Genomic DNA, 15473 nt, shown 5'->3' on the forward strand with positions numbered 1-15473 from the left:
GGATGTAATCATTGAAGAATACTATTAGATTATCAGGAATTGCTTATGAAAGCTTAGTAAATGGGCCAGGTATTAGACGAGTATTCTTTTCTCAAGGCTGCAATCACAATTGTAAAGGGTGTTTTAATCCAGAAACACATGATTTTTCAGGGGGAGAAGAGAAAAATATTAAAGAACTTATAGATGATGTATATAAAAATCCAATGATTAAGGGTATTACATTTAGTGGTGGAGATCCATTTGAAAGAGCAGAAGAGTTTTCATATATGGCAATGGCTTTTAAAGAAAAAAAATTAAACATTTGGAGTTATACAGGATATAAATTTGAGTATATACTTAAGAATTTAGATAAGAGAAAAGGATGGAAGGATTTAATTAATAATTTAGATGTATTAGTTGATGGAAAATTTGAACAAGATAAAGCTGTTGAAGGATTAAGATTTAGAGGTTCAACTAATCAAAGAATTATAGACGTAAAAGAGAGCCTTATAACCGGTAATATAGTTACTTTAAATTATTAAACTTGCCTTATTTAATTTAAAATATTATAATTATCAAAAAAGAATATTATAGTATTCGTATATGCTTGAAAATATGGTTCAAGTGTTTCTACTAGGAAACCGTAAATATCCTAACTACGAAGAAAAATATTGCCCTGAGTTTTTTCTTGGCTTTATTACTGAGAATATTAAAAGGACAAGCTTCTAGAATACTATATTACTAAGTAGTAAAGGGGAAAAGCACATGGAATTATTAAAAGATATGATAATGAATAAAGGAAAAGTAAGAGAGGGAAATATATTAAAAGTTGATTCTTTTTTAAATCATCAAATGGATATTAAGTTTTTAAATGAAGTAGGAAAAGAGTTTAGAAAGAGATTTGAAGGAGAAAAAATAGATAAGATACTAACAATAGAGGCTTCAGGTATTGGAATAGCCGCTGTTGCTTCTCAATATTTTGATTATATACCAGTTGTTTTTGCCAAAAAGACAGAGAGTTTAAATTTAGATAAAGAAGTATATGAATCAGAAGTTCATTCTTTTACTAAAAATAAGATATATAAAGTTAGAGTGGGAAAACAATTTTTAAATGAAGGTGAAAACATATTAATAATAGATGATTTTTTAGCTAAAGGATGTGCAGCTAAAGGGCTAATTGATTTAGTAAACCAAGCAAAAGCAAACTTAGTTGGAATTGGAATAGTAATAGAAAAAGGCTTCCAAGAAGGTAGAAGTGTGCTTGAGGAAATGGGTGTTAGAGTTGAGTCTTTAGCAATTATAGAAAAGTTTGAAGATGGAAAAGCTATAATAAAGTAGATTTTAATGAAAAATTAAAAATGAAGAATTAAAAATTTAGGTTGGAATTCAGCATATAGCTGAATTCCTTTTTATTGTTACTTATTTAGATAATAGTCCATAACGTTTCTTACTTTAGGGATAGTAACATGGCTACCTCCTCTTCCTTTTACATCTTCAATTATCATAGCAATTGATATTTTAGATGAATCAGGATCCACAGAAACAAACCATCCATTTTCAGTTCCATTAGTGTCATCTTGAGATTCTTTTATTTCAGCAGAACCGGATTTACCAGCAACTCTATGTCCTGGAACAGCTCCATCTGCAAGGGTTGCTCCTGAATCATTAATTAATGCTGTAAATGTATCTACTAAAATTGGTAAGTTATCTTTTGAAATTAATCCTTCTTTCCAAATTTTCGATTCAGAATTTTCACTTATAACTAATCTAGGTTGCATAATATTACCTTCATTTGCTAAAGTACTATAAAATAAAGCCATATGAAGTGGAGTAACCATGATTTCACCTTGTCCATATCCTGTATCTGCAAGAAGTATATCTCTACTTAATTCTCCATCATTTGATATTTGAGTTGTTTCCATTGGATATTCAAATGTTAACTCTTCTCCTACTCCAAAGCTCTTAAGTCCATTAATAAATTTTTCACTTCCAAGCTCTAAGGCTACTTGAGCATAATAAATATTATCTGAGTAATTAGCAGCATCTTTTAAGTTTACTGATTTACCTGGGTCTGTTACCCTGGTTATTTTGTAATCACCCCAAGAACTATCTTCTTGCCAAGTTAAACCTTCTATATCTTTTTCTTCATTAGGATCTATAACACCATTTTCTAAACCAATAACTGATGTTAAAAATTTCATAGTAGAGCCAGGTGAATAAATTTTATTAAACCTATTTATTTCATCTGTATGGTCATTTTCTTCCCATTTAGCTTCTTGTGTTTTACTTATATAAGTAGTAAATGTGTTTGAGTCATAGGAAGGAGCACTTACCATTGCAAGGACTTCACCAGTTTTAGGGTCAACAGCAGTAGCAGCCCCTTTTTCTCCAGTCATTTCACTATAAATTTTATTTTGTAAATCAGTATCTATAGATAATTTAATATCATTTCCATTCTTTACTTCTGTGCTGGCAATAGTTATCTTATCCATACCACGTTCTATATAAATTTCAGCAGCGTCATCACCTCTTAAGGTATCTTCATAAACTTGTTCTAATCCTGCTTTTCCAATAAGGCTTGTCTCATTATATCCTTTTTCGGTATTTGCCTCTAATTCTTCTGCGGTAATACTTCCAATATATCCAATTAATCTTCCAAAGGATTCTCCACCATAATAAACTCTACCAACTTTTTCATTTAAAAGAATTCCTTCTTTATCTCTATTTTTAAGAGTAGATAGTTTTGAGTCATTTGGTAATATATCTACTAAAGGAATAAAATGTTCAGGATTAGTATTTGCATTTAGCTTAGAAGTAATATTATCCTCACTTATGTCTAATGCATTTGCTATTTCAGCAATTTTAGCTTCTACATCTGATTTATTAAAGTTTGAGGGGTAAATACCTACTGTAATTAAGGTTCCATCTTCTGCAAGTACATTACCATTTCTATCAAGTATACTGCCTCTTTTAGCTTGTGTAGTAGAAACTCTTACTTTATCGTCCTTAACCATATTAGGGAATATTAAACTTTCATCCCATTTTATCTTGTAATCTTTATCCTCTTTAATTAAAGTTAGTTTATAATCAGTAAGGTTAAGATCACCAGTTATTGAATTCATATTTAATTTAAATGGAATAGTAATTATTCCATCTTCTTTTACTTTTTCACCATCAACTTCAAAAGTTAAATTATTAGCGTTTATGGCAGAAAAAATATTAGTATATCTTGAAATAAAATCATCTTCTGATATGTATTCTTTAGATTCATTAGTTAACATTTCATACATAGATGAATAATCAGCTGCAGCCCATTTTTCAGTAAAGCTGTTATAAACCTTTTCAGCTTTACTTAAACCTGTACAACCAGTAGATATTAGCATGTATGCTATGAGAAATGTAGATAATACAGTTAATTTTAAATATGCTTTTAATTTCATGAATTTATCTATCTCCTTAAAATATAATTTATATTCTAAATTATACCATTAAAGTGATAGCTCTACATAATAAAAAAGAAAATGTTATCTTGAATTTTTATAAAATAAAAAAGCGCCGAAGCGCTTTATAAATAAATGGGGGATGGGACCTGTATAAACAGGTTTTGTATCTACATTAGTAGTATTGACCATATATAAATTTTTATACAATAAAAAATTAAAAATTTTTAAAAAATGAATTAAATAATAATTATTATCCATTGAATAGATTTCCTAATAGTGGTATTATGAGTAAAAGGAAGTTAAAACGAGGTGATTAAATGAGTATAAATTATAGAAGTTTAACTTGTTCAACAGCTGATGCTTTAGTTATATATTTATTAGAAGGTAATTTACAAGTATCAAATGAAGAGTTAAATAGAAATATAAAATTTGCAGAAGCAAAAGAATTGTTCAATGGAAAGAATGGAGAAGTTTATACCTTCACAAGACAACTTAATGATACTATTCAAACAGTAATTTTAGTTGGCTTAGGAAAGGAAGAAAATTTAAATCTAGATAAGGTTAGAGAAGCAACAGGAAAGGGAATTAAGAAACTTAAGTCTTTAGGACTTACAAACATATTCTTAAGAGTGCCTCATACTGAAGCTATAAAGCTTGAAGAATTAATAAAGGCTATGGCAACTTCAGCAAAATTAGCAAGTTATACATTTAATAAATATAAAACTGATGCTAAAGAAGAAAAAGAATTAAAAGTTTCAATTTCTAGATGTGGAATAAAAGAAGCTACTAAGGAAATAGAAGATGCAATTAGTGAAGGTGTTGAAGTAGCTAATGGAATAATAATTGCGAGAAATTTAGTCAATGAACCATCAAATGTTATTTACCCTGAAACTTTAGCAGAAGAAGCAGTTAAAGTTGGTAAAGAGAGTGGATTTGAAGTAGAAGTTCATGGAGTAGATAAAATAAAAGCTTTAAAGATGGAAGCATTTTATAATGTTGCAAAAGGATCTGCAAAGGAACCTAAACTTATAGTTATGAGATACTTTGGAGATAAGAATAATAAGGATAATGTTCTTGGATTAGTAGGTAAGGGATTAACTTACGATTCAGGCGGATATTCAATAAAGCCAACTAGTGGTATGGTAGATATGAAATCAGATATGGGTGGAGCAGCTTCAGTTATAGGAGCAATGTCTATAATTGCTAAAAGAAGATTAAAGCTTAATGTAATTGCAGTTGTAGCATCCTGTGAAAACTTAATTTCTGGTGAAGCTTATAAGCCAGGCGAAGTAATAGGATCTATGGCTGGAAAGACTATAGAAGTTGTTAATACAGATGCTGAAGGTAGATTAACTTTAGTAGATGCTGTTCATTACATTATTACTGAAGAAAAGGTTAATGAAGTTATAGATTTAGCAACATTAACAGGAGCAGCTTTAGTTGCATTAGGAGAAACTACTACAGCAGTAGTTACCAATAATGATAAATTCTACAATGAATTAAAATCAGCTTCAGAATATACTGGAGATAAGATGTGGCAATTACCTGCTTTTGATGATTATAAAGAATTAATTAAATCTGATATAGCAGACTTAAAGAATAGTGGAGGAAGATTTGCAGGAACAATAACTGCAGGATTATTCATAGAAGCATTCGTTCAAGATAAACCATGGTTACACCTAGATATAGCTGGAACAGCTTGGACTTCAAGTAATAGCGATTTAGGGGTTAAAGGTGGTACAGGAGCTCCAGTTCATACATTATATGAATTAGCTAAGAGAAGAAGTAAATAAAATTTATAATTAAGGGAAACTACTTGAGTAGTTTATAGAATAATTAATTATATATTATTGAAAAATGTAAGTAGAGATGTTATTATCTCTACTTACATTTTGCTTTCTCTTTTAGCTTCTTTTATTTTTATTAGAATACCATCTTTATATAACTTATTTAAATCAGAAGATGCATTGTTTCTTAGTATATTTAAATTTTCAGATATATCTAAAGAAAAAATTCCTATATAAGGATTATTTATTATTTCTTCAGCAGTTAAATTCGAGCAAAATTTATAAATATAGTTTCATATCATTTTAAGCCGTAACAATTATATCTACCTCCTCAAGTTATCTCTTTGGATCTTAAGTGCTACATTTTTAAACTTTTCTAAGGAATGTGAATAAAATTTATAATATGATTCGCAGAAGTAATTCAGATTACCTTTTTGATTTTCTCTGTGTCTTCTACAACCACCTCTACAAAAATTAAGGTAAGCACAGTTTTTACATTTGTCATTTATATCTTTAGACGAATTAATAAAATTTAATGTGCTGCTATTTTTATGAATATCGTCAAAGGAGTTTTTTAATATATTTCCAATGCTGTAAGATTCATAAGTATAAAAATCACATGGATAAACTTCACCATTACCTTCTATAATATGCTGACATGAGCAGATTCCTTTCATTTCACAAGCCTCGTAATCTTTGTTAAAGAATAATCCTAAAATATTATCGAAAAATCTTATGCTTACGTATTTTCCAGATAATGCATCCTTGTACCAAAGGTCAAAAAGATTAATTAAAAAATCACCGTATTGAGATGGTGTTATAGAGAAACTACTTAAATTCATCTGAGAGTTTTCTAGTGGCTCTAAACAAGGAATAAATTGAAGGTAGTTAAAATTATTCTTTTTATAAAAATTATAGGTGGAATCAATTTTTTTGCATAAAGCAGAAGTAATAACTGTGAGTATATTATAGTCTACATTATATTTTTCTAATGTATGTATTCCATTCATTACCCTGTTAAATGAATCATTATTTAAATGGTCGACTCTATTTAGATTATGTAAATCTTTATTACCATCAAGAGAAATACCAATTAAAAAATTATTCTCACTAAAAAAATTTGCCCACTCATTATTAATTAGTGTTCCGTTAGTTTGTAATGCGAAGGAGAAGCTTGTACCATTAAGGTTATTTATTCTTATATAATCCATAAGTTGTTTGTAGAAATCTATTCCTATAAGTAATGGCTCTCCACCTTGGAAGGCTATTGAACAATTACCGCCATTACAATATTCAAACACTCTATCTAATATTTTTTTGATAGTATATTCTTTCATAAATCCATAATCCCTTATTTCTCTTGCATCAGATATAGAGTTGTAGAAACAATACTTACATTTTAAATTGCATTTGCTTGAAGAAGGTTTAATCATCAAGTTTAAATTCTTTCTCATAAAAATCCTCCTTTTATAATGTCCAGAGTTTGTGTAAAGGTTTTGGTATATACATATTAAAATGAATTAGTAAAAAAACAAGTAAAGCCATAATAATACTAATTAAATAAAATTTATGTGAGAGTATTAGAATAATGTTATGAAAAATATTTAAGAAATAAAATGAAATTAATTCCTAAAGCAAATTCTATTTTAGGAGTACTTGGATGAAACATTTTTACTCAGCTTTTTCATAATAATTAATTTAGTACATAATAGTAATTGATATAAGTATTATCAGAATATAAATATTTTTGATTGCTAATTTCTAAATATACAATGGGGTATCGCTTAGTGTAATGCTATTATGATATTTCCCTTCAGTTTCAAATATAACTATTTTATTTTCACCTTCATTTAGTAAGGGTGAAGGAATATATAAATAATTTGTTGGGCCTATATTCCAGAAGCGTCCTATATTAAATCCATTAACAAAAACACAGCCCTTTCCAAAGTTATGAGTATGTAAGAATGTATCGGCTCTTTCTTTTATATTAAATTTATATTCATAAAAGGCTGGAGTTTTAGTTTCATATCCAAGAGAAAAATCAACATTGTCTATATTCTCCATATCTAGGCAATAATGATCCCAGCCTGAATGAAAGTGAATATCTAACATTACTCCACCCTTTATACCCTTGCGCTGTTTAGGACTTACTAGACTGGCACCATAATTTATTCTTCCTAAGTTTTCTACTAATATATCCATAATGTTATTAGTTTCTTTATTTAACGTAAGTGGAATAGGTTCTCCCATGGTTTCCTTATATTGAGTAGCAACATGTTTTTGGTTTATAAATACTTGAGCTCTATCATCACAATCTACTAATTTACTCTTTTCAATATTGCGCTTACTACCTATGTTAGATCTATATAATATATATCCAAAGTTTTGATTAAGTTTTTCCATATTTAAAGTTATATCATTATAAATAGGAGAGGCAATTGTATCTAATGTATTAAACAAAGATACCTTGTTAGTAAGTTTAAATTCTCCATAGTTTTTAAATTTTATTTTAGTGGACAATTTCACATTAGGAAGTATCGTATATTTTGATATAACTTCTTTGAATTCATTATATTTATCAGAAGGTTCACCCCATTCAGTTAAAGGTGCATCGTAATCATAAGTAGTAGTTTGTGGGTCCTGACCATTATGATAACTACATCCATTATAGAATCCAAAGCTAGTTCCACCATGGAACATATAAATATTTACATGACCTTCTTCAAGAATAGTATTTAATTCCCTAGCAGCATCTTTGCTATCTCTTCGTTTAAACTCTCCACCCCAGTTAGTAAACCATCCAATCCAGAATTCCATACACATTAGAGGCCCTTGTATATTGTTGTCATCCATAAATCTTTTAAGATTAGTAATTTGTTCTTTTGATCTTGAACCAAAATTTGCTGTAGGCAAAATATCTTTGATGGTACCAGCATCAAGGGCTTCTTTCCAAGCCCCATCAGAAGTAAATAATGGGACAGTAGCTCCATGCTTAATCATTAAATCTTTAATTGAATTAAGGTACCTTTTATCATTTCCAAAGGAACCATATTCATTTTCAACTTGCATCATTATTATAGGTCCACCATTAGTTATTTGAAGAGGAGCAATATGCTTAAATAACTCTTTAAAATATGAATCTACTGCATTCAAGAAGCCAGGATAGGTACTTCTAACCCTCATAGAATCATCTTTAATAAGCCATGCAGGTAATCCACCAAATTCCCATTCTGCACAGATATATGGGGTAGGTCTTAGAATTACAAATAAACCTAACTCTTCAGCAATTTTTATGAATTTGACAAAGTCTCTGTTTCCAGAGAAGTTAAATTCGCCTTGTCTAACTTCATGAAAGTTCCAAGGAATGTATGTTTCAACACAATTACATCCTAGAGATTTAAGTTTTTCTAATCTATCTCTCCAATATTCTGGAACAATTCTAAAATAATGAACAGCACCAGAAATAATTTTAATTTTTTCATCATTTAAATAAAAATCTTCCCGTATTTCAAAATTATTCATAATATAAAGCCTCCCAATCTAATACCCTAAAATTTATGAAGTACTTTCTTTTGCATTATTTTATATACATTAAGATATATTATAATATCTATATTTTAAAGCTTTTATAAAGTCCTTAGCTTACAATTTTTTATTATTTAAAAATTAATAAAAAATAATTTATATTATATCTGGAAATTCATTTAAAAAATCATAAACACAACGAGTTACGCCTCCAAATAAATTTGATTTACCATCTAATTTATTTTGTAGTAAAGTAATATCCTTTGAGAAAATAGAATTTATTTTATTATTAATTAAATTCAAGTATCCTGGAATATAGTCAATTAATTCACTATGTATAAATATATTATCAGGGGCAAAATAGTTGAATATATTTGTAATTCCTATGGCCATAAGCTCTATGTTATTTGAAATAGTTTCAATAGCCGCTTTATTATTAGAATTATATAAATCACAAAGAGCTTTCACTGTTCTAACTTTTAAATTTGATTTCTTATTAAAATCCTCTAATAAAGCTGGAGTAGAGCAGTATTGTTCAAAACATCCATTATTTCCACATGGACATTTTTTCCCATTTGGAATAAGAATCATATGTCCTATTTCGCCTGCACGTCCCTCAAATCCTGTATAAAGCTTTTCATTAATTATAATTCCAGCACCAATTCCAGAATGAACATTTATAACAACTGAGTTTTTTAATTGATCCATAGAGTTTTCAAATTCTCCAATAGCAGCTAAATTGGATTCATTTTCTAAATGAAATCTTATATTTGGTATAATGTTAGATAATTCTTTTTTTAGATTTATTTTATCTAGGTCATAGTATGGGGTAAATTTGATATTATCTTTAAAAACTCTACCATGAATAGCTAGACTAACACCGATTAATCCATAAATATATTCTCCAATATAATTTTCTAAGGAGTTAATGATATTAATTATAATATCAACTACTGTGTCTTTATTAACTACTTTCTCATAATGATTATAAGTAAGGATGTTTTTATTTAAGTCAGTCAGTAAATAACTTACATAATCTATTCCTAAATCTATTGCTAAGCTTAAGCCAGCTTTTTCATTTAACTTGAGAAGAATAGGTTTTCTTCCACCACTAGAACTACCATTGCCAGTACCTATCTCTGAAACTATTTCTTTTTCTATTAATAAGCTAATAATTTCTGAAACGCTAGCTTTATTAAGATTTATAAGCTTTGAAATATATATTCTAGAAATATTAGGTTTATTATAAAGTAAATTTAATATCTCAACTATATTAGTTTTTCTAATGTTAAACTTATTTTCCATTGCATACCATCCTTAATGATTGTTTATAAATAATATAGCATAGCAAATTAAAAAGTTCAAAATCAATATTTGGATAAAAATTGAAAAAAATATCGATGTAAACATTGACATTGAAAAAATCAAGGTGTATGATTGAGTTAGATAGAAAAACTAACTAATTAAAATTTATGGGGTGATTATATGGATTTCTTTAATAATATTGAAAAAATTAAATATGAAGGACCAAAAACAGATAACATATTTGCATTTCATCACTACAATCCAGAAGAGGTAGTTTTAGGAAAGCCAATGAAAGAGCATTTAAAATTTGCAGTTGCTTACTGGCATACATTTAATCAAGATGGATCAGATCCATTTGGAAAGGCTACTAATATAAGAAATTGGAATACAGAAGATCCAATGGAAACAGCAAAGAATAAGGTTGATGCTGCTTTTGAATTCTTTGAAAAATTGGGGGTCGAATATTTTTGCTTCCATGATATGGACGTAGCTCCTTTTGGAAATAACTTAGAGGAATTCTTCAATAACTTAGATGTTATTACAGACTATATGAAAGAAAAGATGGACAAGACAGGAATTAAGCTTCTATGGAATACAGCAGATAGACATTCTAATCCAATATACGTTAATGGGGCTGCTTCAAGTCCTAATGTAGATGTTTATGCGATTTCAGCAGCTCAAGTTAAAAAGGGAATTGATATAAGTAAAAAATTAGGTGGTAAAAACTTTGTATTCTGGGGTGGAAGAGAAGGATATGAATGTTTCTTAAATACAGATATTAAGTTTGAAGAAGAAAATATAGCAAGATTATATAAAATGGCAGTAGCTTATACAAAGAAAATTAATCATAAATTAACTTTCTTAATTGAGCCAAAACCAAAGGAACCAATGGCACATCAATATGATTTTGATGCTGCAACTACATTAGCCTTCCTTCAAAGATATGATTTAATGGAAGACTTTAAACTAAATATTGAAGCAAACCATGCAATGCTTGCAGGTCATACTTTTGAGCATGAATTAAATATAGCTAGAAATTATAATGCTTTAGGTTCAATTGATGCTAACCAAGGAGATTCATTATTGGGATGGGATACAGATGAATTTCCAACAAATGTATATGACACTACTTTAGTAATGATAGAGATTTTAAAGAATGGCGGATTACATGATGGTGGTATAAATTTTGATGCTAAGGTTAGAAGAAGTTCTTTTGAACAAGAAGATTTGTTTTTAGCACATATAGCTGGAATGGACACTTATGCAAGAGGATTAAAGGCAGCAGCAAGAATAATAGAAAATGGATATTTAGATAATCTTAAAAAGGATAGATATTCATCTTATGAAAATGAAGTAGGCAAGAAATTATTGAATGGTGAAACTGATTTAGAAGATTTAACTGAATATGCACTATCAGTAAAAGAAGTTAAGAGTAAATCATCACATATAGAATATGTAAAATCTAAATTAAATGATTTAATATATTAATATAGAAGTAAATGGGGAGGCAAAAGTCTCCCTAATTTATTAAATAATGGGGGAATGTTTTATGGAATATGTTATAGGTTTAGATTTAGGAACAGGCTCTATTAAGGGAATAGCTCTAAGTAGAGAAGGAGAAGTTGTATTAAAGCACTCAGAAAGTTATCCTTTATATAATAATAGGGAGGGATATTCTGAACAAGATCCAGAGGATTGGTATAATGCGTCAGTTAAAGTTTTAGAGAAAATAACTAATGATTTAGAAGAACATGATCTAAGAGCCATAAGTATATCTGGGCAAATGCATAGTTTAGTATTATTAGATAATGAAAATAAACCTATAAGAAGAAGTATTCTATGGAATGATACAAGAACTACTAAGCAATGCCGGTATATCATGGATAATTTTTCGGACGAAATAATTGAAATTACAGGGAATAAAAGTCTAGAAGGATTCACACTTCCAAAAGTATTATGGGTAAAGGAAAATGAGCCTGAAAATTGGGAGAAAACTAAAAAATTCTGTTTACCTAAAGATTACTTAGTATTTAAATACACAGGCAATATATGTACAGATATCTCTGATGCAGCAGGAACTCAAATGCTAGATGTAAAAGGGGGAAAGTGGTCAGAAAAGATAGCAAATTTTTTGAATTTAGATTTAGAAAAGTATCCTAAGATATATAATTCAATTGAATGTGTAGGAGAATTGAATGATGAGTTAAAGAAAAAATTAAATGTTAAAGGAAGTATTAAAATTTTTCCAGCTGGATCTGACAACCCATGTTCAGCTTTAGGATCAGGAATAATAAATAGAAATAGAGACTTATTAAGTATAGGTACTTCTGGTGTATATTTAAAATATGAAGAATGTTATAAGAACTACGGTGGAAAGATTCATATGTTTAATAATGTACTACCAAATAGCTATTATTCTATGGGGGTAACTCTTTCTGCTGGAGATTCACTAACTTGGTTTAGGGATACATTTGCAAAGGATAAAAGCTTTGAGGAATTATTAAGTGGTATTTCTAATGTTAAAGAGGGAGCTAATGGATTATTATTTGCTCCATATATAGTAGGTGAAAGAACTCCATATACAGATAGTAAAATTAGAGGAACATTTATAGGAATAGATAAAAGTCATGATTTAAATCATTTTGCAAGAGCAGTTATTGAAGGAATAACATTCTCATTAAAAGATTGCTTTAGTATTTATGAAGATGATAATGATAGAGATATAATTTCAGTAGGTGGAGGGGCTAAGTCTAAGGATTGGCTTCAAATACAAGCAAATATATTTAATAAAAAGATAATATCTTTAAAAATAGAAGAGGGTCCATCCCTTGGAGCATCAATTATTGCAGCTGTTTCTTTAAAGTGGTTTGATTCATTTGAGAAAGCTGTAAAGGTAATAGTAAAGGAAAAGGAATGTTATTATCCAAATAAAGAGTCAGTACAAGCATATAAAGAAGTTTATGCTCATTATAAAAGAGTATATGAAAATATAAAAAATATATAAAAAGCTGAGAAAACTCAGCTTTTTTGAAATGAAAAAATATTGTTTATCAATAAAAATATATTGATAAATACAAAATATATGATATTATTTCATTAAGGGGTGATAATCATGAAAAATAATAAAATGAAATTAATTTTAGCAATTTATGATTTGTTTTTAGCATTAGGAGCAATTTATTGTGGTATTATAATGATATCAGGAAGGTTTGGTGAATACCCACAAGAATGGTTATCTAGGCTTCCTTTTACAAATTGGATTATTCCAGGAATTATTGCAATAGTTTTTTATGGATTAGGTAATTTAATCGCAGGAATTTTTAGTTTATCTAAAGAAAATAAGGGAATAATAATTTCACTTATTATGGGAGTAATATTTCTTATAAGCTTATTAATATCAATAAGAGTATTAGGAGATATATATTTAGCAACAGGTGAATTTATTATTCTTAGCATTGTACAAATATTATTATCAATAATATCATTTATAATTTATATGAGTAGAAAAAAGTAGTTTAGTATAGAAATTTTAAATAAGTATTTGGATGTATGATAACTATATAGATAGATTGATTTTTATAAATTTTAGTATTATAATATTTAAGTAAAATACGAATAATTATTGGGGATGAAGTTCTCCCATGAGAAATCTAAACCGTCAAGTAAGACTAATGACTTCTATGATTTTAATCGTAGAGCCATAGTCTTTTTTATTTTTGTGAATTAATTATTTGGGAAAGGTAGGCATAAGATGAGAAGTTTTAAATTAACTATTTGTACTATTATAGCTTCAATTATAATGGGTATTATATCAGCAATATTTTTAAGATCATTAGAATTAGTTACAACACTAAGAGAAAGTTTACCATATTTAATTTTTTTAATTCCTGTAATAGGAGTATTAACAGCATATATATATTCAAAGTATGGAAAGGGATCTAATAGGGGAAATAATTTAATTATTGAAAGTGTTCAAAAGGAGGTAAAAGTTCCTTTTAGAATGGCAATTTTAACATTTATTTTTACAGTGTTAACTCATTTGGTTGGAGGATCAGTAGGAAGAGAAGGTACAGCAGTTCAAATTGGGGGCGCTGTAACAAATAAAATAGCTAATATTTTTAAGCTGGAGCACAAGGAAAAGAGAATTTTAATTATGTCTGGAATAAGTGCTGCCTTTGGTTCAGTATTTGGAACTCCACTTGCTGGAACATTTTTTGGTATGGAGGTATGCTTTATAGGAAAGCTCAGTTATGAGGCAATGATATATTGCTTTATTGGATCTTATACAGCTAATTTTGTTGCAGAAGCATTAGGTATAAGTCACGCAAGTCATTTAATAAAAGCTATACCTAGCATTTCTATATATACATTATTGGTAGTAATAATATCTTCGATTATATTTGGCGTTTTTGGAAGAATATTTGCAAAGGGAATTCATTTGGTTAAGGGCTTTTATAGTAAAAATATAAAAAATAATATATCTAGAGCAATAATATCAGCAACAGTAGTTTTATTAGTAATTATAATATTTAGATTATATAAGTTTGAGGGGTTAAGTACTTGGCTTATTGATAGTGGTTTTTCAGGGGGTGTAACTCTTTTAGATCCAATAAAGAAATTAATATTAACTGCATTAACTTTAGGAGCTGGATTCCAAGGGGGAGAAGTTACTCCATTATTTGATATAGGGGCCTCTTTAGGTGGTGCTATAGGTAACTTAACTAATATAGAACCTTCATTACTAGCAGCCATTGGAATGATTTGTGTTTTTGGAAGTGCTACTAATACTCCAATTACTACTATTATGCTAGGTATTAATCTATTTGGAGCAGAAGCTGTTCATTATTATATAATTGGAGCATTTATTAGTTACTATATAATAGGACACAATGGAATTTATGGAGCACAAATTATTAATACTCCTAAATTAAAAAGACTAGAAAAACATAAAGGGATATCGTTAGAAAATGTAGAAAAATAATGAATTAAGTACTTCCTTTTGTATTTTCAGTTTTTTAGCAGTAAAAGCTAAGGCTGTAAAATCTATTACAACAAGTTCAACATTGTAAAAAGATGAAGTAGAACTTTTATCACTGTGAATCAAAAAATAAGTCTCATTTTTTTAAATAGACTAAAATGGGATGCTTTTTTCTATAGAAGACTTGTTTATAATAACTTCTTCTTTAGGTTCATTAACCATGAAATTATATTCAGATTTTATCTTATTAGTAAAGACTTAATATTGTTTCGCCACATTAATTAAATACATTAATATATTTCATGGATAAACAACATCATTACTTAAGTAAGTGAGTTATTAATGAATTTCTAGCTAAGTCTATAGTATATTATTATGAACTTTATTATAGATATAAGATTTTTATAATTACGTTATATGAAAAATTAAATAGTATATGCTTTTATATATTCTAGA

General features: G+C 28.3%; 11 protein-coding genes and 2 riboswitches. Of the genes, 7 read left to right on the forward strand and 4 right to left on the reverse strand.

Annotated elements, in window-relative coordinates; genetic code table 11:
* Positions 1-11 precede the first annotated feature (11 nt).
* Together nrdG and ACQPUY_RS12245 are read left to right on the forward strand one after the other, a co-directional pair.
* Positions 12-521 (forward strand): anaerobic ribonucleoside-triphosphate reductase activating protein, encoded by a 510-nt coding sequence (gene nrdG / locus ACQPUY_RS12240; RefSeq protein WP_430841518.1) that lies wholly within the window; start codon positions 12-14, stop codon positions 519-521.
* A gap of 35 nt (positions 522-556) precedes the next feature.
* Positions 557-658, forward strand: a riboswitch (purine riboswitch).
* Positions 659-744: 86 nt separating this feature from the next.
* Positions 745-1317: a xanthine phosphoribosyltransferase gene (locus ACQPUY_RS12245; RefSeq protein ID WP_430841519.1), complete on the forward strand. Its 573-nt coding sequence runs from the start codon at positions 745-747 to the stop codon at positions 1315-1317.
* Between the two features lie 77 nt (positions 1318-1394).
* Here the strand turns inward: ACQPUY_RS12245 and ACQPUY_RS12250 are convergent, their stop codons facing one another.
* Complete coding sequence (locus ACQPUY_RS12250) at positions 1395-3419, reverse strand: penicillin-binding transpeptidase domain-containing protein (RefSeq protein ID WP_430841520.1); 2025 nt, start codon at positions 3417-3419, stop codon at positions 1395-1397.
* Positions 3420-3739: 320 nt separating this feature from the next.
* Here ACQPUY_RS12250 and ACQPUY_RS12255 point away from each other — a divergent pair, with 320 nt between their 5' ends.
* A complete protein-coding gene (locus ACQPUY_RS12255; protein ID WP_430841521.1) occupies positions 3740-5215 on the forward strand; it encodes a leucyl aminopeptidase in 1476 nt (491 codons plus the stop codon).
* Positions 5216-5532: 317 nt separating this feature from the next.
* Here the strand turns inward: ACQPUY_RS12255 and ACQPUY_RS12260 are convergent, their stop codons facing one another.
* The 3 genes from ACQPUY_RS12260 to ACQPUY_RS12270 all read right to left on the reverse strand — a co-directional run bounded on the left by ACQPUY_RS12260 (position 5533) and on the right by ACQPUY_RS12270 (position 10039).
* Complete coding sequence (locus tag ACQPUY_RS12260) at positions 5533-6663, reverse strand: anaerobic sulfatase maturase (RefSeq protein WP_430841522.1); 1131 nt, start codon at positions 6661-6663, stop codon at positions 5533-5535.
* A gap of 307 nt (positions 6664-6970) precedes the next feature.
* Entirely contained in the window at positions 6971-8731 is a 1761-nt protein-coding gene (locus ACQPUY_RS12265) for a glycoside hydrolase family 35 protein (RefSeq protein WP_430841523.1), read from the reverse strand.
* A 159-nt stretch (positions 8732-8890) separates the two neighbouring features.
* Positions 8891-10039: an ROK family protein gene (locus tag ACQPUY_RS12270; RefSeq protein WP_430841524.1), complete on the reverse strand. Its 1149-nt coding sequence runs from the start codon at positions 10037-10039 to the stop codon at positions 8891-8893.
* A gap of 180 nt (positions 10040-10219) precedes the next feature.
* On the opposite strand from ACQPUY_RS12270, the gene xylA reads away from it, so the two are divergent.
* From xylA to ACQPUY_RS12290, 4 genes are all read left to right on the forward strand, one after another.
* Positions 10220-11527: a xylose isomerase gene (gene xylA / locus ACQPUY_RS12275; RefSeq protein ID WP_430841525.1), complete on the forward strand. Its 1308-nt coding sequence runs from the start codon at positions 10220-10222 to the stop codon at positions 11525-11527.
* A gap of 61 nt (positions 11528-11588) precedes the next feature.
* Entirely contained in the window at positions 11589-13043 is a 1455-nt protein-coding gene (xylB, locus tag ACQPUY_RS12280; RefSeq protein WP_430841526.1) for a xylulokinase, read from the forward strand.
* Positions 13044-13151: 108 nt separating this feature from the next.
* Positions 13152-13553 (forward strand): hypothetical protein, encoded by a 402-nt coding sequence (locus ACQPUY_RS12285; protein ID WP_430841527.1) that lies wholly within the window; start codon positions 13152-13154, stop codon positions 13551-13553.
* A 101-nt stretch (positions 13554-13654) separates the two neighbouring features.
* Positions 13655-13727, forward strand: a riboswitch (Fluoride riboswitch).
* A 63-nt stretch (positions 13728-13790) separates the two neighbouring features.
* Complete coding sequence (locus ACQPUY_RS12290; protein WP_430841528.1) at positions 13791-15020, forward strand: chloride channel protein; 1230 nt, start codon at positions 13791-13793, stop codon at positions 15018-15020.
* The last annotated feature ends 453 nt before the right edge of the window (positions 15021-15473 follow it).

Source organism: Clostridium nigeriense, assembly GCF_050585245.1.
In the GTDB taxonomy this organism is placed as follows: Bacteria; Bacillota; Clostridia; order Clostridiales; family Clostridiaceae; genus Clostridium; species Clostridium nigeriense_A.

Excerpts from the sequence above, each read along its gene's own strand:
- ACQPUY_RS12245 (WP_430841519.1), top strand. The coding sequence starts at position 745 with ATGGAATTATTAAAAGATATGATAATGAATAAAGGAAAAGTAAGAGAG.
- ACQPUY_RS12255 (WP_430841521.1), top strand. The coding sequence starts at position 3,740 with ATGAGTATAAATTATAGAAGTTTAACTTGTTCAACAGCTGATGCTTTA.
- ACQPUY_RS12285 (WP_430841527.1), top strand. The coding sequence starts at position 13,152 with ATGAAAAATAATAAAATGAAATTAATTTTAGCAATTTATGATTTGTTT.
- xylB (WP_430841526.1), top strand. The coding sequence starts at position 11,589 with ATGGAATATGTTATAGGTTTAGATTTAGGAACAGGCTCTATTAAGGGA.
- ACQPUY_RS12270 (WP_430841524.1), bottom strand. The coding sequence starts at position 10,039 with ATGGAAAATAAGTTTAACATTAGAAAAACTAATATAGTTGAGATATTA.
- ACQPUY_RS12260 (WP_430841522.1), bottom strand. The coding sequence starts at position 6,663 with ATGAGAAAGAATTTAAACTTGATGATTAAACCTTCTTCAAGCAAATGC.
- xylA (WP_430841525.1), top strand. The coding sequence starts at position 10,220 with ATGGATTTCTTTAATAATATTGAAAAAATTAAATATGAAGGACCAAAA.
- ACQPUY_RS12265 (WP_430841523.1), bottom strand. The coding sequence starts at position 8,731 with ATGAATAATTTTGAAATACGGGAAGATTTTTATTTAAATGATGAAAAA.
- ACQPUY_RS12250 (WP_430841520.1), bottom strand. The coding sequence starts at position 3,419 with ATGAAATTAAAAGCATATTTAAAATTAACTGTATTATCTACATTTCTC.
- ACQPUY_RS12290 (WP_430841528.1), top strand. The coding sequence starts at position 13,791 with ATGAGAAGTTTTAAATTAACTATTTGTACTATTATAGCTTCAATTATA.